General features: G+C 50.9%; 22 protein-coding genes and 2 pseudogenes. 16 read left to right on the plus strand and 8 right to left on the minus strand.

Annotated features, from left to right (window positions below; all coding sequences use genetic code 11):
• Nucleotides 1-166: 166 nt before the first annotated feature.
• A complete protein-coding gene (locus tag HH215_RS04720) occupies nucleotides 167-826 on the plus strand; it encodes a TetR/AcrR family transcriptional regulator (protein ID WP_169278861.1) in 660 nt (219 codons plus the stop codon).
• 13 nt (nucleotides 827-839) lie between these two features.
• On the opposite strand, the gene HH215_RS04725 is transcribed toward HH215_RS04720, so the two are convergent.
• The 4 genes and pseudogenes from HH215_RS04725 to HH215_RS04740 all read right to left on the minus strand — a co-directional run bounded on the left by HH215_RS04725 (nucleotide 840) and on the right by HH215_RS04740 (nucleotide 2,544).
• The gene (locus tag HH215_RS04725) at nucleotides 840-1,085 is read right to left on the minus strand and encodes an IS66 family transposase (protein ID WP_169284220.1); all 246 of its coding nucleotides are present in this window, start codon (nucleotides 1,083-1,085) and stop codon (nucleotides 840-842) included.
• 58 nt (nucleotides 1,086-1,143) lie between these two features.
• Nucleotides 1,144-1,560 (minus strand): annotated as a pseudogene (locus HH215_RS04730) (spore germination protein); the annotation flags it as partial.
• Nucleotides 1,561-1,773: 213 nt separating this feature from the next.
• Nucleotides 1,774-2,109: a hypothetical protein gene (locus HH215_RS04735; protein WP_169278863.1), complete on the minus strand. Its 336-nt coding sequence runs from the start codon at nucleotides 2,107-2,109 to the stop codon at nucleotides 1,774-1,776.
• Between the two features lie 108 nt (nucleotides 2,110-2,217).
• Nucleotides 2,218-2,544 carry a hypothetical protein gene (locus tag HH215_RS04740; RefSeq protein ID WP_169278864.1) on the minus strand — a complete coding sequence of 109 codons (327 nt, stop codon included), beginning with the start codon at nucleotides 2,542-2,544 and terminating at the stop codon, nucleotides 2,218-2,220.
• A 91-nt stretch (nucleotides 2,545-2,635) separates the two neighbouring features.
• On the opposite strand from HH215_RS04740, the pseudogene HH215_RS04745 reads away from it, so the two are divergent.
• Nucleotides 2,636-3,408, plus strand: a pseudogene (locus HH215_RS04745) (MBL fold metallo-hydrolase).
• Here HH215_RS04745 and HH215_RS04750 read toward each other — a convergent pair.
• Entirely contained in the window at nucleotides 3,405-4,064 is a 660-nt protein-coding gene (locus HH215_RS04750; RefSeq protein ID WP_254450364.1) for a thiamine diphosphokinase, read from the minus strand. The pseudogene HH215_RS04745 and the gene HH215_RS04750 sit on opposite strands and share 4 nt — an antisense overlap.
• Before the next feature lie 193 nt (nucleotides 4,065-4,257).
• On the opposite strand from HH215_RS04750, the gene HH215_RS04755 reads away from it, so the two are divergent.
• From HH215_RS04755 to HH215_RS04765, 3 genes are read left to right on the plus strand one after another with little or no spacing between them, the layout of a single operon-like run.
• Nucleotides 4,258-4,887 (plus strand): trimeric intracellular cation channel family protein, encoded by a 630-nt coding sequence (locus tag HH215_RS04755; RefSeq protein ID WP_169278865.1) that lies wholly within the window; start codon nucleotides 4,258-4,260, stop codon nucleotides 4,885-4,887.
• Complete coding sequence (locus HH215_RS04760) at nucleotides 4,884-5,369, plus strand: low molecular weight protein-tyrosine-phosphatase (protein WP_169278866.1); 486 nt, start codon at nucleotides 4,884-4,886, stop codon at nucleotides 5,367-5,369. Before HH215_RS04755 ends, HH215_RS04760 begins: the two co-directional genes overlap by 4 nt.
• On the plus strand, nucleotides 5,353-5,883 hold the full coding sequence (locus HH215_RS04765) for a hypothetical protein (RefSeq protein WP_169278867.1): 531 nt from the start codon (nucleotides 5,353-5,355) through the stop codon (nucleotides 5,881-5,883). The genes HH215_RS04760 and HH215_RS04765 overlap by 17 nt, the downstream gene beginning before the upstream one ends.
• Before the next feature lie 13 nt (nucleotides 5,884-5,896).
• Here HH215_RS04765 and HH215_RS04770 read toward each other — a convergent pair whose 3' ends face one another.
• Nucleotides 5,897-6,649 (minus strand): alpha/beta hydrolase, encoded by a 753-nt coding sequence (locus HH215_RS04770; RefSeq protein ID WP_169278868.1) that lies wholly within the window; start codon nucleotides 6,647-6,649, stop codon nucleotides 5,897-5,899.
• 245 nt (nucleotides 6,650-6,894) lie between these two features.
• Between HH215_RS04770 and pdhA the strand changes: the two genes are divergently transcribed.
• The 10 genes from pdhA to HH215_RS04820 all read left to right on the plus strand — a co-directional run bounded on the left by pdhA (nucleotide 6,895) and on the right by HH215_RS04820 (nucleotide 17,052).
• Nucleotides 6,895-7,998: a pyruvate dehydrogenase (acetyl-transferring) E1 component subunit alpha gene (gene pdhA / locus HH215_RS04775; RefSeq protein WP_169278869.1), complete on the plus strand. Its 1,104-nt coding sequence runs from the start codon at nucleotides 6,895-6,897 to the stop codon at nucleotides 7,996-7,998.
• 75 nt (nucleotides 7,999-8,073) lie between these two features.
• Entirely contained in the window at nucleotides 8,074-9,051 is a 978-nt protein-coding gene (locus tag HH215_RS04780; protein ID WP_169278870.1) for an alpha-ketoacid dehydrogenase subunit beta, read from the plus strand.
• A gap of 16 nt (nucleotides 9,052-9,067) precedes the next feature.
• Nucleotides 9,068-10,426 carry a dihydrolipoamide acetyltransferase family protein gene (locus HH215_RS04785; RefSeq protein WP_169278871.1) on the plus strand — a complete coding sequence of 453 codons (1,359 nt, stop codon included), beginning with the start codon at nucleotides 9,068-9,070 and terminating at the stop codon, nucleotides 10,424-10,426.
• Nucleotides 10,427-10,429: 3 nt separating this feature from the next.
• A complete protein-coding gene (gene lpdA, locus HH215_RS04790; protein ID WP_169278872.1) occupies nucleotides 10,430-11,851 on the plus strand; it encodes a dihydrolipoyl dehydrogenase in 1,422 nt (473 codons plus the stop codon).
• A 114-nt stretch (nucleotides 11,852-11,965) separates the two neighbouring features.
• On the plus strand, nucleotides 11,966-12,457 hold the full coding sequence (locus HH215_RS04795) for an acyl-CoA thioesterase (protein WP_169278873.1): 492 nt from the start codon (nucleotides 11,966-11,968) through the stop codon (nucleotides 12,455-12,457).
• Nucleotides 12,458-12,509: 52 nt separating this feature from the next.
• On the plus strand, nucleotides 12,510-13,304 hold the full coding sequence (gene thyA / locus HH215_RS04800) for a thymidylate synthase (protein ID WP_169278874.1): 795 nt from the start codon (nucleotides 12,510-12,512) through the stop codon (nucleotides 13,302-13,304).
• A 58-nt stretch (nucleotides 13,305-13,362) separates the two neighbouring features.
• A complete protein-coding gene (locus HH215_RS04805) occupies nucleotides 13,363-13,854 on the plus strand; it encodes a dihydrofolate reductase (protein ID WP_169278875.1) in 492 nt (163 codons plus the stop codon).
• A gap of 123 nt (nucleotides 13,855-13,977) precedes the next feature.
• Nucleotides 13,978-15,468, plus strand: coding sequence for a glutamate synthase subunit beta (locus tag HH215_RS04810; RefSeq protein ID WP_169278876.1), 1,491 nt, complete (start codon nucleotides 13,978-13,980; stop codon nucleotides 15,466-15,468).
• Between the two features lie 82 nt (nucleotides 15,469-15,550).
• On the plus strand, nucleotides 15,551-15,877 hold the full coding sequence (locus HH215_RS04815) for a hypothetical protein (RefSeq protein ID WP_169278877.1): 327 nt from the start codon (nucleotides 15,551-15,553) through the stop codon (nucleotides 15,875-15,877).
• 119 nt (nucleotides 15,878-15,996) lie between these two features.
• A complete protein-coding gene (locus HH215_RS04820) occupies nucleotides 15,997-17,052 on the plus strand; it encodes a hypothetical protein (protein WP_169278878.1) in 1,056 nt (351 codons plus the stop codon).
• An 82-nt stretch (nucleotides 17,053-17,134) separates the two neighbouring features.
• Here HH215_RS04820 and HH215_RS04825 read toward each other — a convergent pair whose 3' ends face one another.
• A complete protein-coding gene (locus tag HH215_RS04825; protein WP_169278879.1) occupies nucleotides 17,135-17,887 on the minus strand; it encodes an HAD family hydrolase in 753 nt (250 codons plus the stop codon).
• Nucleotides 17,888-18,090: 203 nt separating this feature from the next.
• On the opposite strand from HH215_RS04825, the gene HH215_RS36690 reads away from it, so the two are divergent.
• A complete protein-coding gene (locus HH215_RS36690; RefSeq protein ID WP_256376698.1) occupies nucleotides 18,091-18,222 on the plus strand; it encodes a hypothetical protein in 132 nt (43 codons plus the stop codon).
• 8 nt (nucleotides 18,223-18,230) lie between these two features.
• Here the strand turns inward: HH215_RS36690 and HH215_RS04830 are convergent, their stop codons facing one another.
• Nucleotides 18,231-18,461 carry a hypothetical protein gene (locus HH215_RS04830; protein WP_169278880.1) on the minus strand — a complete coding sequence of 77 codons (231 nt, stop codon included), beginning with the start codon at nucleotides 18,459-18,461 and terminating at the stop codon, nucleotides 18,231-18,233.
• Nucleotides 18,462-18,492: the final 31 nt, after the last annotated feature.

Here is an 18,492-nt window from a genome sequence, read left to right on the forward strand (position 1 = left end):
TGCTGATTTTGAACTGTGTGTGATGCAAAATGGACTACTTAGTCCATAGTAACATTAATGGACCGAATAGTCCAGTACATGGTATAATATTGGTGAAAATCGTGCTATACTTTCAGGATAGGAGATTACTGCAAAAAGAATAAGAAAGGAAGAGGGAAGAAAGCTTATGCCAAACAACAGGTCTTTAACTTCACGCGGGCAGAACAGTAGAGAGCGTATTCTGAATCAGGCAGCCCAACTTGTTTACGAAAAAGGCGTCCGGGGTACCAGTATGGACGATATGAGGGTCGCAGCTTCTGTTAGTAAAAGCCAGCTCTATCACTATTTTGCTAATAAGGAAGAATTGGTCCTGGCGGTTATTGAGCGGCAAACCGTCAATGTGCTGGGTGCGCAACTGCCTCTCCTGGAACATCTGGACACCTGGGAAAACCTAGAAAAATGGAGAACGACGATTATAGACTTAAAGGAAAGCAGCGAGAGCTTGGGAGGATGCCCGATCGGTTCACTGGCTAGCGAACTAGCCGATCAGGACGAGACAGCCAGGGTGGCCCTGGTGCATTCTTTTGATGAATGGGAGCAGTACTTTATTGATGGATTTAGCAAGATGAAAGAGCGGGGTGATCTTCGGGCCGAGACTGACCCGGCTGAACTAGCTTGTGCAGTTATAACCAGTCTACAGGGAGGGCAGCTCTTAACCAAGACCCGCAAATCGACCCGTCCTTTCAAAATTGCTCTTCAAACGGCCTACGCTTATGTATTTTCTTTTGCGACCAACCCGCAGGACGTGGAAATGGCAAAAAAGGGACGGAGCCAAGCTAACCCATAAAAACAGTACTCACTCAAGCGAGCTGCCAAAACCCTATATGAAGCCATGTTGAAAAAGCAACCAACACGGGTCGACTTCGTTCTAAATGTATCGTATATCGCTCTTCATTAGATAAATGCCGGATATCGCGTTCAATGGCAAATAATTGATTACATAAGTTCAAGCCCTCTTTCGCAGCTACAGGAGCAGTGCTGTTTGACTCAGGCAACGCATTGATCGCTTCATCAAAATAACGCCTTGCATGCGAAAAACACCCGATTTATATGATATCTGGCACGTCATTGTAACCTGAATAGCCATCCGTTTGAAGAAAGCCCTTAAAGCCGCGTCGCGCTGATTAATTCTTCGATTTTTTGTCCCTCGAGTTGCTCCAGTTTCGTTCGGATAAGCTGCAAGGTTTCTGGGGCTATTTTCTCGACATCGTATATCAAACCGACTTTGGTATTCGTTTTGGTGCCGATGACTCTCGTCTCGAACGCAACGGTCTCCACCGGCAGTCTTCTTCTTATCAACCCGTAATTGGTCGCGATGGCTTCGACCAATCCATCCTTCGGTCCTCTGATCGATACTTCGATGTTCGTTTCTTCCGTCTGGCGAGCCGGGATATCCGGGATATAGAAAGAGTAGATTTTATCGATATGAGAGAACCCTACAAGAATGGAACCGCAGAAGAGGAGAGCGTTCGTCTTGGACACGTCCGTTTGTTCCAAGATGCTCATCTGAAGTCCGATATGGTTTTTCGAAGTCTTCCGGGTTTTCTAACAGTTTCTGTTGATAGAGGCGCCTGATCTGGGGAAGGATCGTTCGGCTGATCATTTTCTCGTCGCAGAGCGCATGGCAATACAGAAGCGTCATTTGAGTCGTCTTCGTGAACGGAACGATCTCCCGCTTAACGTCGTCGCAATGCGAGTAGCTATCGGCTATGTTTTGAATCGTATTGTATTGCTTCATGAGGTTTCCACCTGTTTTGATTTGTGGGGAATTGCCGAGAGCATCAGGAGGATCAAATTCATCATCAAGAGAGTGTAGAAGGCTAACGGAAAATAATAGTTCTGCAGAAATCCAATAAAAGTAATATCTCCTACCGGAAGAAGGATCGTGCAGAAGAGGAGTAAGCAGACGATCGGAAGCACGGCCTTTTTGTTGTTGAAAAATTCCGATATAAGCACTAAAGTAAAGCTCAATCTGATGAACGCGCCGATTTTAACCAATCGCCATTCTTCGAAAGCGGGATAACGTTGCAGTGCGCTTTCGATCGGGCCGAATTCGGCTATTCCTCCCATTAAGCGGCCTGTCGTTAAGCCTGCGAGCAGGAAACCGATCAGAACGACGTATCTTTTCTTGATCGAAGTAGAAATACGATGCTGCGAACAATAATAACAGTACTTCGGTTAATCCCGAACCCGCATAGGCGATTCCCCTCCAGACTTCGCTAGTACCGTTCTCCAAGATCGGGAACAGCAGGCCGACCGGGACACCCACCGTCCGTAACGCAGCGCGATATGAGACATGATAGGTTGTTGTTTAGTTAACTTTGAAATAAAAGCAACCAGAAGGAAAAAAGGGATCAGGATCAGGAAGGCCATAATCGCGGATAACCACGAATCCCTTCCCGATACATCGAGCAACAAAGGGATGACAAGCACGTGATTCAACATGCCTATGAATAGAAATAGGATGAAACTGACTTGCAGCAGGGAGAAGGTTTGATTTTTCAAAAAAATTCCTCCCCAGTTAGAATGAATAAAAGTTCTTGTAAATGTTTTCCTATCCGGTTAGAAAATATACGGTTCACGAAGGAGCACTTGAATGCGAATCACGTTTATTGGCACGGGAGATTCAATGGGAACGCCTAGAGTTTATTGCGAATGTCCGGTATGCATGGAAGCACGCACGACGGGGGGAACCGCCGATTTCGTTCGGCGCTTATGTTGGAGGACGAGGGGCAGACGCCGCTGTTGCTCGATTGCGGACCGGATTGGCGGGCGCAGATGGAGGGGCTGGGGATTAGACGGATATCCCAAGCACTCTTGACCCATGCGCATTTCGATCATATCGGCGGATTGACCGAATGGGCGGACGCATGCCGGTGGAGCGAGGAGACGGCGCGGTTATATGCTCCCGGCGAAGTATTCGCTGAAATACGCTCCCGGTTCCCGTGGATCGAAAAACAGCTGGCGATGACCGATAATGACGGGGGCATGATGTATGGCGATTGGAGGATTACGCCATGGAAGGTCAATCACGGAAAAAACGGCAACTCTTATGCTTATCATTTCGAGAATGCGCTGAGCGGGGTGAAATGGGCTTATTGCTCGGATGCGATTAATCTGACCCCAGCGCAAAAAGAGCCCTTGAACGGGCTCTCGTTACTGATACTGGGAACGAGCTTCGCGATGGAACCATACCCTATGGATACGCGATCCGTATACGACATGCAAGAAGGGCTTAAGCTTGCGGAAGAAACGAAGGCCGAACAAGTCGTCTTTACCCATCTGTCTCATGACGTGGACGTTCATAAGGATTACGGGCTCCCGCCAAGCGTTCAGCTCGCCGTGACAGGGATGAAGCTCCTTGTTTAATCGCGGCTGCGAATGACGAGCAGCAAACCGCTCGTCATATGAATCGTTCCGACCGGAGCTTCCAGCACGTTGCTAATCCCGAGAGACCATCCGATTCGTAAAGTTGCCTGATGGAGCGGATAGCGAAACCCTTCCAAAGTCACGCCCTCTACCTCGATCGTTAATGGCAATAAAGAAATATAGGGAAACCGAGGGTTTTGTTCTACCCTCAATTGATCGGTACATAACCGAATTTCGTTATTCTCGTCGATTATGGTAAGGCTGCAGTCCTGTTGATGGGCATGCCGTAGCAGATGCACGTTACCTAATCCGTGGTCGAAGCGGGTTCCGAAGGCGCCCAAGAGGACAATTCGCCGGAAACCCCGCTTGATAGCCTGCCGAACCGCGAGTTCGGTATCCGTCCAATCTTTGTCAATCGGATCGCAGGTGAACAACTCTATCGCCGTTTCGGAAATACGCTTCATTTGATCCGGAGTGACGGAGTCGAAATCGCCGAGGGCAAGGTGGGGAGTTACGTTATTTTGAACGAGAAAATCGGCTCCGCGATCGGCACCGATAATATAATCGCCGTCCGACAGCTCATCCAAAGCCCATTTCCCTAGCTGACCTCCGGTATATATAAGCGCGCGGGCTTGCATGAGACTCGTATCCGACATTTTGCAGGTACCTCCTGAAGTGCTTTCAAATAGGAAAATCATCTCAATCAGTATAACGGAAAAATACCGTTGCGGAATAGCTAGGCTACCCGCTACAATGAGTAAGAATTCATAGGAATCGACATTTGTCGCGAGCCATGAGCGGGGTAAACGGTAGTTGGCAGGCATTGTAGCGTACGAAGGAGAGTTTAAGTTGGAATGGGACGTATTTCACGTATTTAGTTTGATCGGCACGATTGCCTTCGCCGCCAGCGGAGCGATTGTTGCGATGGAAGAGGAATACGACATCTTGGGCGTATTCGTATTAGGTCTTGTTACCGCATTCGGAGGCGGAGTGATACGTAACCTGCTGATCGGAGTACCCGTTACGACGCTATGGAGCCAGGGCTTGTTTCTGAAAACCGCGGGTATCGCTATTCTTATCGTCTTCCTCATGCCGATCAAATTAATTCATCATTGGAAAAAGGGCGAGGCCTTCTTCGATGCGATCGGGTTGGCCGCTTTCGCGATTCAAGGCGCATTGTACGCCGTCAAGGCGAATCTCCCGCTCAGCGCGGTCATGGTGGCTGCCATGCTCACGGGGATCGGCGGAGGGATGGTCCGGGACATTATGGCCGGCCGCAAACCGCTCGTTCTGCGCGACGAAATCTACGCGATGTGGGCAATCGGAGCGGGACTGGCGATCGGGTTGGCCGATCTGCAGAAGCCGTGGGAATTATTCGCGTTGTTCATGCTCGTCGTCTTGTTCAGGATGTTATCCGTCTACTATAAATGGAAGCTTCCGCGCCGTTCGTTGCGCGGTTCATCAGGAGGTCAGTCATGAGTTATTCCGTGCTTTTCGTTTGCTTGGGCAACATTTGCCGTTCGCCGATGGCAGAAGCGGTGTTTCGCGATTTGGTTAAGAAGGAAAACTTAGAGAACGAAATATACGTCGATTCGGCCGGAACCGGAGATTGGCATATCGGGCATCCGCCGCATGAAGGGACACGTAAGCTGCTCGACCGGTATTCGATTTCCTACGATAATATGAGAGCGAGACAGATTGCCGTCGAAGACGGAGGGAATTTCGATCTTATCGTGGCGATGGATACGAAGAACGAACGGGATATTCGGGACAAGCTTGGCGTGTCTTCTCGCGCTGAGGTTATTCGGTTTCTGTCCTTGCTGCCGGAGAAGGGGATGGAAGACGTACCCGATCCGTATTATTCGGGAAATTTCGAAGAAGTGTACGAGATGGTCAAGGAAGGTAGCGCGAAGCTGCTCGAGTCGATCAAGGGGAGGCTGAAAGATGGACAATCGGTCTGATCAATCGGAGAGTAGCCCTTCCGCGCCGTTGCCCGTGTCCTTTAAGAACATCAGACTTGTCACGCAAGAGGAACTTACCCGACGTTCGGAGCCGGTAAAAACGTTGCAAGAGGATAAGACGGAGCTATACCGGGTCATCAAAGATACGGAAACCGGAGAACATTATTTGCATTACGCGGTTTATCATATTCATGTGGCAGGCGGCGGCGCGGAGGAAGAGTACCATCATTTACTTCCGCTAGAGCATGATGACGTGATCGCGCTCGCGCTTGGCGCGCCGCTTATCGAATATCCGACACAGTGGGACCGTTCTTACCTTCGCAACGGACCCCATGGAGGATTCGTCTGGTACGATCCGAACGGAGCTATCGAGGACGAGACGGACTATGCGAAGACGGAAGCTTTCGTTCGGGAACAATTGTTGGCCTTTCGCGAACAAGGATCCCGTAGCGAGGAGGATGTAAAGCGTCTGCTTGATAGGATGGACAAGCATCTTCCTCCTCGTACGGAGTAAGGTTGATGCACGATTAGGATTCGAACAGAGGCGTTGGTCCGAGAAAAGCGGCCAGCGCTTCCGGTATTTCGTTTTGCCAGAACCCCCACTTATGTTCCCCGTCTTTTTCTAGGTATCTCAGCTTAGCCCCTTTTTGTTCAAGCCGTCGTACGGCCTCCCGATTTAATGCTACGAAGTCGTAAGTTCCGCTATCGGTCGTGTATTCGTTTTCTTGCAGACCAACCAACATCCAAAGGGTTAAGTGGTCTAATGTAGAAGCTTGATCGATTTGCGCGATATAAGTTTCGTAGTAGGCTCCGGAGAGCGAGATGATCCGGTTAAATAACGATGGATAAGCGAGCGCTAGCGATAATGAAACGGCACCTCCCAAAGAGTCTCCGATCAGAATTCTCTGCCCGGGGACGTCGCGGACGGGATAATGAGATTCAACCCAAGGAATGAGTTCGTCCGCGAAAAAACGGGTATATAGAGAGAAACGGTCGCCATCCGGCGTATACTCCGAAGTACGCAGCTTCTTGTCCACATCGACGCCGACGATGATGAACGGCTCCCAGTCTTCTTCCAGGATTAGGCGCTGGGAATGAGTGGCAATGCGTCCGAAATTGAAAAAATCTTCACCGTCCTGGCAATAAACGACAGGATAACTGATCCATTGTTGAAAACCGGGCGGTAAATATACGCGAATCGTGCGGTTTCCTTCCGGTAATAATTCGCTTGGTATTTCATGTTTATGGATCGTTCTTTTGTATAACGGATTGTCGCTCATCGGACAAACCTCCTTGATAGGTATGGGAAATCACGGGCATGGGCAAACCAATTGAAGACTGAAGCGGATCGAGTGTATTACACTGTATTACAATAATGACATTCCTGTTATACAAACATGATTGTGGCAAAAGCTATATAAATAAAGGATTTTTCGAGTTTTTCTTTGACCAAATCACTTAAACAGGGATATAATAATTCTATAACAGAAAGCCCTCTTCCACAATTAAAGATGAGGTGAACCTTATGAGCAAAGTATCCACGGAAGCACCGGTCGTCAAAACCGGAGCCCAATCGCACGAAGTTAGGTCCGAAGACGTTACACCCTTGCAAGTATTGTCTCCGGAGGGCGAAGTCGTCAATCCGGAACGTATGCCTAAGCTGTCCGACGATCAATTAAAGGAAATCATGTATCGCATGGTTTTCACCCGTACATGGGACGATCGCGCCGTTAATCTCGGTCGCCAAGGCCGTCTTGGTTTCTATGCTCCGGTATCCGGACAAGAAGCGACAATGGTCGGAAGCGAGTACGCGTTGACGAAAGAAGACTTTGTTTGCCCAGGTTACCGCGATATGCCTCAGCTTGTCTGGCATGGCTTACCGCTCTATCAAGCTTTCCTGTATTCCCGCGGTCATCAGCACGGCGGACAAATTCCGGAAGGCGTTAACGTGTTGATGCCACAAATTATTATCGGCGCTCAGATCTTGCACGCAACCGGAATTGCCATGGGCTTCAAGCTTAAAGGCGAGAAACGCGTCGCGATTACTTATACGGGCGACGGCGGTTCATCGGAAGGCGATTTCTACGAGGGCATGAATTTCGCCGGTTCGTTTAACCTGCCGGTCGTTTATTTCGTGCAAAACAACGGTTATGCGATTACGACGCCGTTCGCTAAACAAACAGCCGCTCAATCCATCGCGCACAAAGCTTTAGCGGCGGGGATTCGCGGTCAACAGATCGACGGGATGGACGTGTTAGCGGTCATCTCCGCCGTACAAGAAGCAGCGGAAATCGGTCGCAACGGCGGCGGCGCGACGTTGATCGAAGCGTTGACTTACCGTTTCCGTCCGCACTCCATGGCTGACGATGCGAGCAAATACCGTACCAAAGAAGAAGAGCAAGAGTGGAGTTTGAGGGATCCGCTCGTTCGCTTCGGCAAGTTTTTGGAGAAAAAAGGGCTCTGGACCGAAGAAGATACGGCTCGCGTGAAAGAAGAAGCGAAAAACGCGGTAAACGAGCATATCAAGAAAGCGGAGCAAACGGAAAAAATGACCGTGGCGGGCTTGATCGATTCGATGTTCGAAACGACCCCTGCGCATCTTGAAGAGCAAAAAGCCGATTTCCAATAAATCTACGAGTCGACTGGCGGGCGACGATCGATCGCTTACGCTACAGATCGCTCTTGGCGAGGAGAGTTTAGCAGCATGGCTCAAATGAATATGAAAGAAGCGATTCGCGACGCAATGCGCGTTGAGCTTAAACGCGATCCTAACGTCATTCTATTCGGAGAAGACGTCGGTAAAGTCGGCGGCGTATTCCGCGCGACGGAAGGATTGCAAGCAGAGTTCGGAGAAACGCGCGTATTCGATACGCCGCTCGCGGAATCCGCGATCGGCGGTCTGGCGGTCGGACTCGGAACGCAAGGCTTTCGTCCGATTGCCGAAATTCAGTTCGTAGGCTTTATCTATGAAGCATTGGATCAAATGTTCGTACAAGCGGCTCGGATGCGTTATCGTTCCGGCGGACGTTACCATTCTCCGATCGTATTCCGTACACCTTTCGGCGGCGGAGTTAAAGCGGCGGAGTTGCACACGGATTCTCTCGAAGGCTTGGCGATCCAAACCCCGGGAATCAAAGTCGTAATCCCTTCCAATCCATACGATGCCAAAGGTCTTATGATCTCTGCTATTCGCGATAACGATCCTGTATTTTTCATGGAGCATTTGAACTTGTACCATGCTTTCCGCGACGAAGTTCCGGAAGGCGAGTATACGGTGCCGATCGGCAAAGCGAAAGTCGTTCGCGAGGGTAAAGACATCACGATCTTGAGCTATGGCTTGATGGTGCATACTTCGCTGAAGGCTGCGGACGAGCTCGAGAAAAACGGCATTTCCGCCGAAGTTATCGATCTGCGTACGCTATTACCGTTAGATATCGATACGATCGTCGCATCGATTCAGAAGACGAACCGGGCAATCGTCGTTCAGGAAGCGCAAAAGACTTCCGGAGCGGCAGCGGAAATCATTGCCCAAATCAACGAGAAAGCAATTCTGCACTTGGAAGCACCCGTGCTTCGTTGCGCAGGTCCTGATACGGTGTATCCATTCGCGCAAATCGAGGATGCTTGGTTGCCGTCGGTCGCGCGTATCGTGAAAACCGCAAATCAGGTTCTTCAGTTCTAATTGAGGAGGGTTCCGTGTGACTAGATTCGAATATCGGTTCCCGGAGCTCGGCGAAGGGCTGCATGAAGGCGAAATCGTCAAGATGCATATCGCGCCGGGACAGACGGTAACAGACGAAGATATTATTATGGAAGTACAGAACGACAAAGCGATCGTAGAAGTTCCTTGCCCGGTTAACGGCAAGGTCGTCGAAGTGCGCGCCAAAGACGGACAGGTTATGCACGTAGGCGAAGTCGTCGCGATCATCGAAGCGGAAGGCGACGTTCCGGATCAAGGACCTTCAACCGAATCGCATGCCGAAGCGGCTGGCGGCGCAAGCGGCAACAGCGCAACGGGCGGAGCGGATACGCAAGGCCAACCGGCGCAACAATCGGCGGTCGAAGCACCGGCTGAGACGCCAGCTGCTGCCCCTGTTGCAGCGCCTGCGGCTCCATCGTCCGGCGGAGGATTGGTTCTTGCCACTCCTAGCGTTCGGAAGTTTGCTCGCGAGAAGGGCGTAGCGATATCCGAAGTAGCCGGCAGCGGCAAGAACGGACGTATCACTCGGGACGACGTGCTCGGATTCGCTTCCGGCGGAGCGCCGAAAGCAGCCGAAGCGGCTTCCGCGTCGGAGGCTAACGCTGCTGCTCCCGTTAGCGCGGCTCCGAAAGCTGCCGCGTCCGTTAGCGGACCGGGCGTCGAAGAGCGCGTTCCGTTCAAAGGCATCCGCAAAGCGATTGCCAATGCGATGGTTAAATCCGTCTATACGGCTCCGCACGTGACGCTTATGGACGAAGTCGACGTTTCGGGTCTCGTAGCTCTTCGCACGAAAGCTAAACCCGTAGCCGAGAAGAAGGGTGTCAAGCTGACGTATTTGCCGTTTATCGTTAAGGCGCTGGTGGCGGCTTGCCGCGAATTCCCGGCGATGAACGCGATGATCGACGAAGCGGCTAACGAGATCGTCTACAAGAAATACTACAATATCGGTATCGCTACCGACACGGACAACGGCTTGATCGTTCCGGTGATCTTCGATGCGGATCGCAAGAACGTTTGGTCCGTCGCGAATGAAATCCGCGATCTTGCAACCCGCGGTCGCGATGGCAAATTAACCGCGGCCGAGCTTAAAGGCAGCACGATCTCGATTACGAACATCGGATCTGCCGGAGGCATGTTCTTCACGCCGGTTATTAACTTCCCGGAGGTCGCTATCCTCGGAACGGGACGCATTACCGAGAAAGCGGTCGTCAAGAACGGCGAAATCGTTGCCGCTCCCGTAATGGCCTTGTCGTTAAGCTTTGACCACCGTATCATCGACGGCGCTACGGCGCAAAATTTCTTAAATTACATTAAACAGCTGCTCAGCGATCCTGAACTGCTTGTTATGGAGGTGTAATCCATGGTCGTAGGGGACGCTTCTCTAGATATCGACTTGTTAGTCGTCGGCGCCGGACCTGGCGGTTACGTAGCCGCGATTCGTGCCGCGCAATTAGGACAGAAAGTCATCATCGCGGATAAAGCCAAGTTCGGCGGAGTTTGCTTGAACGTCGGTTGTATCCCATCCAAAGCTCTGATCAACTCCGCTCATCATTACGAATCGATGCTTCATGCTTCCGATTTCGGATTGTCCGCGGAGAAAGTCAGCGTGGATTTCGGTAAAGTGCAGGAGTACAAAACTTCCGTCGTTAACAAAATGACGGGCGGCGTGGAAATGCTGCTGAAAGCGAACAAGGTCGAAATGTTCAACGGCGAAGTGATGTTCATCAACGAGAACGAAGCTCGTTTGTTCAATGACCAAGAAGCGCCTCGTTACCGTTTCAAGAATTGCATCATCGCGACCGGATCCCGTCCGATCGAGTTGAAGCCTTTCCCGTTCGGCGGCCGTATCTTGTCTTCGACCGAGGCGCTCAGCTTGCCTGAATTGCCGAAGAGCCTGATCGTCATCGGCGGCGGATACATCGGCATCGAGCTTGGTCAGATGTATTCCAAATTCGGAACGAAAGTAACCGTGCTGGAAGGCGCGGATACGATTCTTCCGGGCTTCGACAAAGACATGAGCCAGCTTGTCGTGAAGAAGTTGAAGAAGTCCAACGTGGACATCGTGAACGGAGCGCTCGCCAAGGGCGCGGAACAAACCGACAAAGAAGTTACCGTAACGTACGAAGTCGGCGGAGAGCAGAAGTCGGTTACGGCCGATTACTTGCTCGTGACCGTCGGTCGCCGTCCGAATACGGACGGAGAGCTTGGTTTGGAACTGATCGGCGTTAAAGTCGGCGAGAGAGGCCTGATCGAGGTCGACGATCAATGTCGCACCAACATCAAGCACATCTTCGCGATCGGCGATATCGTTCCTGGAGCTGCTCTAGCGCACAAAGCTTCTTACGAAGCGAAAGTCGCCGCCGAAGCGATTGCCGGATTGCCGTCCAAAGTCGATTACAAGTGCATTCCTGCCGTTGCTTTCTCGGATCCGGAATGCGCAAGCGTCGGTTACACGGAAAAAGAAGCGAAGGAAAAAGGGCTTAAAGTGAAGTCCAGCAAGTTCCCGTTCGGCGGCAACGGTCGCGCGGTAACTCTGAACGGCGCGGACGGCTTCCTGAAGCTCATTCACGACGTAGATACCGGCTTAGTGCTCGGCGCGCAAATCGCCGGCGTAGAAGCATCCAATATGATCGCCGAGCTAGGACTCGCTATCGAAATGGGCGCAACGATCGAGGATATCGCATTGACGATTCATGCGCATCCGACATTGGCCGAGATTACGATGGATGCGGCCGAGCTTGCCATGGGTCACCCGATCCACACTTTGGCTCCTAAATCTTAAGCGATTAACATAGAACCTTTATGAAGGGAAGGCTTCTCGCGCTGCGCGAAGCTCCTTCATAAAGGTTTATTTCATATGATTAAAGAGTGGCATTCGCCAAAGGAGAGATGGCTTATGAGCGAGGAAGCAAGACCGGTCAGCCGATCGCGGTCGATTATGACGGAACTCGTCTTCCCGACGGATACGAACCATCATGGGACGATGTTCGGCGGAACGTTAATGAAATACATCGATAAAATTTCCGCGATCTCCGCGATGAGACATTGCGGCAAACCCGTCGTTACGGCTTCCACGGATAGCCTCGATTTTCTGGCGCCGATCCGAATGGGGGAAGCCGTGGAATTGGAAGCGTTCGTTACCTCGACGAACCGCAGTTCCATGGAGGTATACGTGGTCGTTCGGGCGGAAAACCTGTTCACGCGCGACCGAAGGGTGACCTGCACGGCCTTCTCCACGTTCGTAGCGGTAGACGAGAATGGCAAACCGGTTCCCGTACCGCCTGTAATCCCCGATAACGAAGCGGAGCGGAAGCTATTCGACAGCGCGCCCGAGCGTTACGAACAACGCAAGAAAAGGCGGTCCCAGCGGTTCTCGTCGACAGAGTGACAAGCCGGATGGTACAATAAACAACAAAATCCTACGTCGAGGTGTGTTTTCCTTGCGCAATTATTTAGATTTACTTCAAGATGTGTTGGACAACGGCACGTCAAAAGGAGACCGGACGGGTACGGGGACGTTATCCGTATTCGGCAGGCAATTGAGGTTCGACTTATCGGAAGGATTTCCGCTTGTCACTACTAAAAGAATCCATCTGAAATCGGTCGTACACGAGCTGTTGTGGTTTCTGAGAGGCGATACGAATATTCATTATCTGAAAGAGCACGGAGTGCGGATATGGGACGAGTGGGCCGACGAGAACGGAGATTTAGGTCCCGTATACGGCTCGCAATGGCGTGCTTGGGAAACTCCGGACGGCCGAGTCATTGATCAGATTCAGCAGGTCGTGGACGGGATTAAAAATAATCCGAATTCCCGGAGGCATCTCGTTAGCGCGTGGAACGTCGCGGTCATCGATGAAATGAAGCTTCCCCCTTGCCATTTCGTATTCCAGTTTTATGTCGCGGACGGCAAACTGTCGTGCATGCTTACGATGCGTTCCGTCGATACGTTCCTAGGGCTACCGTTTAATATCGCTTCGTATGCCTTGTTAACCCATATGATCGCCCAGCAATGCGGCCTGGAAGTCGGAGAATTCGTCTGGTCCGGCGGAGACGTCCACATCTACAGCAATCATCTGGAGCAGGTGAAGCTGCAATTAACGCGGGATCCGCTTCCGTTGCCTCAACTGAATATTGTACGTAAGCCCGACTCCATCTTCGATTATAAGTTCGAGGATTTCGAATTCGTCGGTTACGAGCATCATCCGGGAATTAAGGCTCCGGTAGCCGTTTAATTGATATTTCCGATAGTTAAATGCGCAATGAACAATTTGCGGACGAGGAGGGCGACAAATGACCATTACTTTAATAGCGGCGGTTGCCTCCAACGGGGTAATAGGCAACAATAACGAATTGATATGGCGCTTGCCTGCCGACATGAAATATTTCAGGCAACATACGATCGGCAAACCGGTTTTAATGGGCCGTAAAACCTTTGAATCATTAGGGAAACCCTTGAAAGACCGGACTAACGTCATCTTGTCGCGGACGCTCCAAGAAGCTCCGGAAGGCTGCGAGCTGGTCAGAACGATTCCCGAAGCCATCGCCAAATACGGCGAGGACGAGTTAATGGTCATCGGCGGCGGGGATATCTATAAACAGGCGCTTGGAATCGCGGATCGATTGCAATTGACGGAGATTGCCCAGGATTTCGAAGGGGATACTTATTTTCCTTTTTTCGACCGTGAGGAATGGAAGCTCGTCTCTCGGGAAGTGGGAACGCAAGACGATAAAAACCTTCTGCCCTTTGCATTTTGCGTCTATGAACGGGCAATTGCGAAATAGTACAAACAATATTACGGATAATCCATTCTGACTGCATGTTTCTTTTGATAGGATGTTCTATCATCGACAACAAATGTTGCAAAGACGCACAAGCGAAGAAACCGACAGATGGAGGAAAAGAAGATGTCCACGCCTACGGGATTTATGGAATATAAAAGGGAACTTCCTAGCGACCGCGACCCGCTTACTCGAATCCAGGATTGGAAAGAATTTCACCGGATGTTTTCCGAAGAGCAGCTTCGCACGCAAGGCGCTCGTTGCATGGATTGCGGGACCCCTTATTGTCATACCGGAATAGAGCTTGGGGGAAGCGTCTCCGGCTGCCCGGTCAATAACTTGATACCTGAATGGAACAGCCTCATCTATCGCGGCCTTTGGAGAGAAGCCTACGAACGGCTGAACAAGACGAATAATTTTCCGGAATTTACGGGACGCGTTTGTCCGGCTCCTTGCGAAGGCTCCTGCACGGTCGGGCTGATCGGCGATCCGGTAACGATCAAGACGATCGAGCAAGCGATCATCGACCGCGCATTCGAGGAAGGCTGGGTCGTTCCGCAGCCTCCGAAGACGCGCACCGGCAAGAAGGTCGCCGTAGTCGGTTCGGGACCTGCGGGATTGGCGGCGGCAGCCCAACTGAACAAAGCGGGTCATACCGTAACGGTCTACGAAAGAGCGGATCGCGTCGGCGGACTTCTGACGTACGGGATTCCTTCCATGAAGCTGGAAAAGGATATCGTTCAGCGTCGGGTGGACTTGCTTGCCGCGGAAGGCGTGCAATTCGTCGTGAACACGGAAATCGGCAAACATATTTCTTCGCAAGAGCTGCTTGAGCAATTCGATTCCGTCGTACTGTGCGGCGGCGCCACGAAAGCCCGGCCGATCGGTAACGTCGAAGGGCATGAGCTTAAAGGGATCTACCAAGCGATGGACTACTTGAATAGCACGATCAAGAGCTATCTGGACAACGGCCTGCAGGAAGGAACTTATATTTCCGGGCACAATAAAAACGTAATCGTCATCGGCGGCGGAGATACGGGAACGGATTGCGTGGCAACCGCATTGCGCCATGGGTGCGCAAGCGTTACGCAATTCGGTACTCATGCTAAAGCTCCGTTAGAGCGCGATGCGGCAAACAATCCTTGGCCGGAATATCCTAACGTGTATACTTTGGATTACGCGCATGAGGAAGCGAAAGCTTTGTACGGGGAAGATCCCCGCGCCTTCTCCGTGTTGACGAAGAAATTCGTCGGCGACGAGAACGGTAACGTGAAAGAGCTGCATACCGTGCAAATTCGCCGTTACGTGGACGAGCAAGGTCGCAAAATTTACGAAGAAATTCCGGGTTCGGAAAAAGTATGGCCAGCGGATCTAGTTCTCGTGGCGGTCGGTTTTGAAGGACCTGAACGTACGATCATCGACCAGCTTGGCTTGGAAACGGATCGTCGCACGAACGTTAAAGCAAGATACGGCAAATATACGACGAACGTCGATAAAGTATTCGCGGCGGGCGATATGAGACGCGGACAAAGCTTGATCGTCTGGGCGATCAACGAAGGTCGCGAAGCGGCTCGCGAAGTCGACAAGTACTTGATGGGAAGCACGCAGCTTCCTTAATCGCAATCGCAATGTAACGAGCAGATGAGGTCGTTCCGACAGACTTGGAACGGCCTCTTCTCGCGAGAAAGGAGCAATACGCATGATTCGATACGGTGACGAAGAATGGAAAGAGCTCAAATTTATCGGATTTCAATTCGAAGCGGAGCGCCGGGATAACCAATGGGTCGATGTCACGATAAAGGTGGAGACATCGGAGCTTACGCCGCTTCCGCTCGATTTGATCGATTTTACGATCATGGCGATCTGCACGCACGACGGTCATCCGATACAGCTGGTCACGTTGGATGAAGGTTGCGATTGCGAATACCAATTGACGGAATGGGAGAAAGATCAGATTAACGCGTTTATTCGGTCCGAAGAAGTTCATTCGGCGATTACCTCCGCGGCATCTACCGTCGGGATTTAGCGACTTGTCGCGTTAATTCACGTATGCCGTCTGCAAATGGTTCGATGGACAGGCTTCCCCCAAAACTTTCCTCTATGGTACACTGATGAAGCATTCATTGGTCGACTGGGGGCGAAGTCATGGATAGCGCGGCGGTGCTTACGCCGACGGATATTAATACGATTCGTCGATACGTACATACGAAGTATGCACCTCTTCCCGGCAATCGCAGGGCGGAAATCGTGGCGGACGCCATTCGCAGAACGTTGCAGCAGCGCTTGCCTAAAGTACCGGATGCGATGAAAAATCAAATGGTAGACCGGCTGATCGCCCGCTGCTTGCTAGGCGAACAGAGAGACGTACAGCCTGAGGACGTATTGGATCTGTGCGCGGAATTATTTTCGGACGATAGCGCCTTCGGAGAACAAATATTAGAGCCTATTCTTATCTGGGTAAACGAACGCGCCCCGGGCAAGTGGAACGAAGAACAATTGGCTTCCAGATTAGTCCGAAGCTCGGCTAATGGATTAGCTCTGGTGCAAGAGTTGCCGGTCGTCCTCGAGCAGGGTAATCCGCCATCCGGAGCGACGCTCCGCAAATGGTTAACCAAGATCCCCGTAATGGCTATGTTAGCCGCGATCATCGTAATTGGCGGTACGGGTATCGGCTTCGTTATCCAGAAACCGGAAGCCGCGGAATCCGAGAGCATGATCGTGCCGCAGGTCGTCGCCAAGTTGCCTGAACCGCTGCCGGACGTCGGTATGCCCGAACGGCTACAATATACGGAAATCGACGCAAAGGTATTAAAAGCCTACTTGAATAGCAGAGATTCGATGCTCGCCGAAGATCCTTATTTCAGCGCAATCGTAGACAACGCGAGGGAATACGACATCCATCCGCTATTGCTGTTCGCGATTACCGGGCAGGAGCAAGGATTCGTTCCTAAGACGAGCAAAGACGCCAAGCTGATCGCTAACAATCCTTTTAACGTTGGCCACAGTTGGATGGAATATAATACCGACATTCATAATTCCGCGGGAATCGCATCCAGACTTATCGTGAAGCTTGCCAAAAGCCGACCGGAAGGACATGATCCGTTTACTTGGTTTAATAAAACGTATGCCGAGGATCCTCTATGGTCGGTAGGCGTTCGAAAAATATTCGATAAATTAAATAATCTACCTAAATCCCAGTAACGACAAAGCCGGACGAACTGCTCATGCAGTTTGCCCGGCTTTGTCGTTAGGGGAAAGGGGAATCGTCTTAGGTTCGCGGTGCTTAACCGGATATTCTCATCCCGAACTCGTTCAAGTAATCGTCGATGGCGGGAGGAACTTGAGGCAGCTCCGTTAAGGTCAATAGCGCCCCGCTGGGTTTGGCGTCGATCGGTAACACATTAAACGTCCATTCCGTTTCCTGTTTCAAATAAACGGCGTTAATGCCGCAATGGAGGGCAGGGAGAACATCGGTACGGATCGAATTTCCGATCATCCACGTAGTCGCTCTATTGAACTTGCCATCCTTCAATATTTGTTCTAACGCATCGGTATTTTTGTGCAGTCGGACGTAGATCCGATCTTGGAAATAGCGTTCAAGATTCATGCTCTCGATTTTACGATATTGGATAAGGGAATCGCCGCCGGTATACAGATGCAGTTCATGACCGCTGCTGGCAAGGGAGTCCAAAGTCTCATCCATAGCTGGATACGGTTCGACGTCAAGCTCGTACACGCTGTTTCCGAGCTTCCACAGCTTATCTTCCTCTACAGGCGAGGCCGAGCGCCCGGTTACGTTCTGATAGTAACGGTAAGTGTCGATTAAGGATTGCGGGAAATGCTCGCTCTTAAATCCATGAACTTGAACCCGGGCGATATCGATTTCCAATTGTTTAGCTATGATCTGCGCGCGAGTAATTCCGGCAGAAGAGTACCATGCGTACAACAAGTCGGCAAATTGATCCAAAATGAAATGAAAGTATTTATTGCAATGGACTAACGTATCGTCAAGGTCGAACATGATTTTTTGTTTCATACGGATGCTCCTAACTCTAATGCGAAATCCGACATCAATCAGAATATCCGGAGGTCGGTTTAAACGTGTCGGCTGCCGGTAATCATGCATTATTTTGTTGTACTTTTTCATTATGGCGCGATAAATCGGGTTTGTAAATGAGAGGAAAGAGGAAAACTACAAAGAAACCCCTCGGTTCACCGAAGGGCTGGAGGTGATAACGAATGACTAAAAACAAAAGTCAGATCGAGCAACGGAACAACATGAAGGCTAAAGACACAGAGCAAGCAGCGCAAATCGGAAAGATGCTTCGATATCCGCCAAGCCTGAACGGGATCAATAAAAACCTTCCGTAAAACAAGCGTTAAGCATATTTAACAATCTTCTCGGCTAAGTTGCGTTTAATCAGACGTATGCGTTGCCGGACATAGAAGTCGTAGCTGCCCCCGGTTAATTCGCGGGGGCTCATTGTATTCCCGGTGTCGTTGTCGATGATGACGAGCTTGCCGTCGTCGTAAAATTTGAAGGTTAAGTCTCGAGACGGTCTGGAACCTCTTGCAGGTTCCAAGTAACGGAGATGTTCGCATTTCACCATCCATTATCCCACCTATTAGAAACATGAATTA

The sequence above is a fragment of the Cohnella herbarum genome (assembly GCF_012849095.1).
GTDB classification, from domain to species: Bacteria; Bacillota; Bacilli; order Paenibacillales; family Paenibacillaceae; genus Cohnella; species Cohnella herbarum.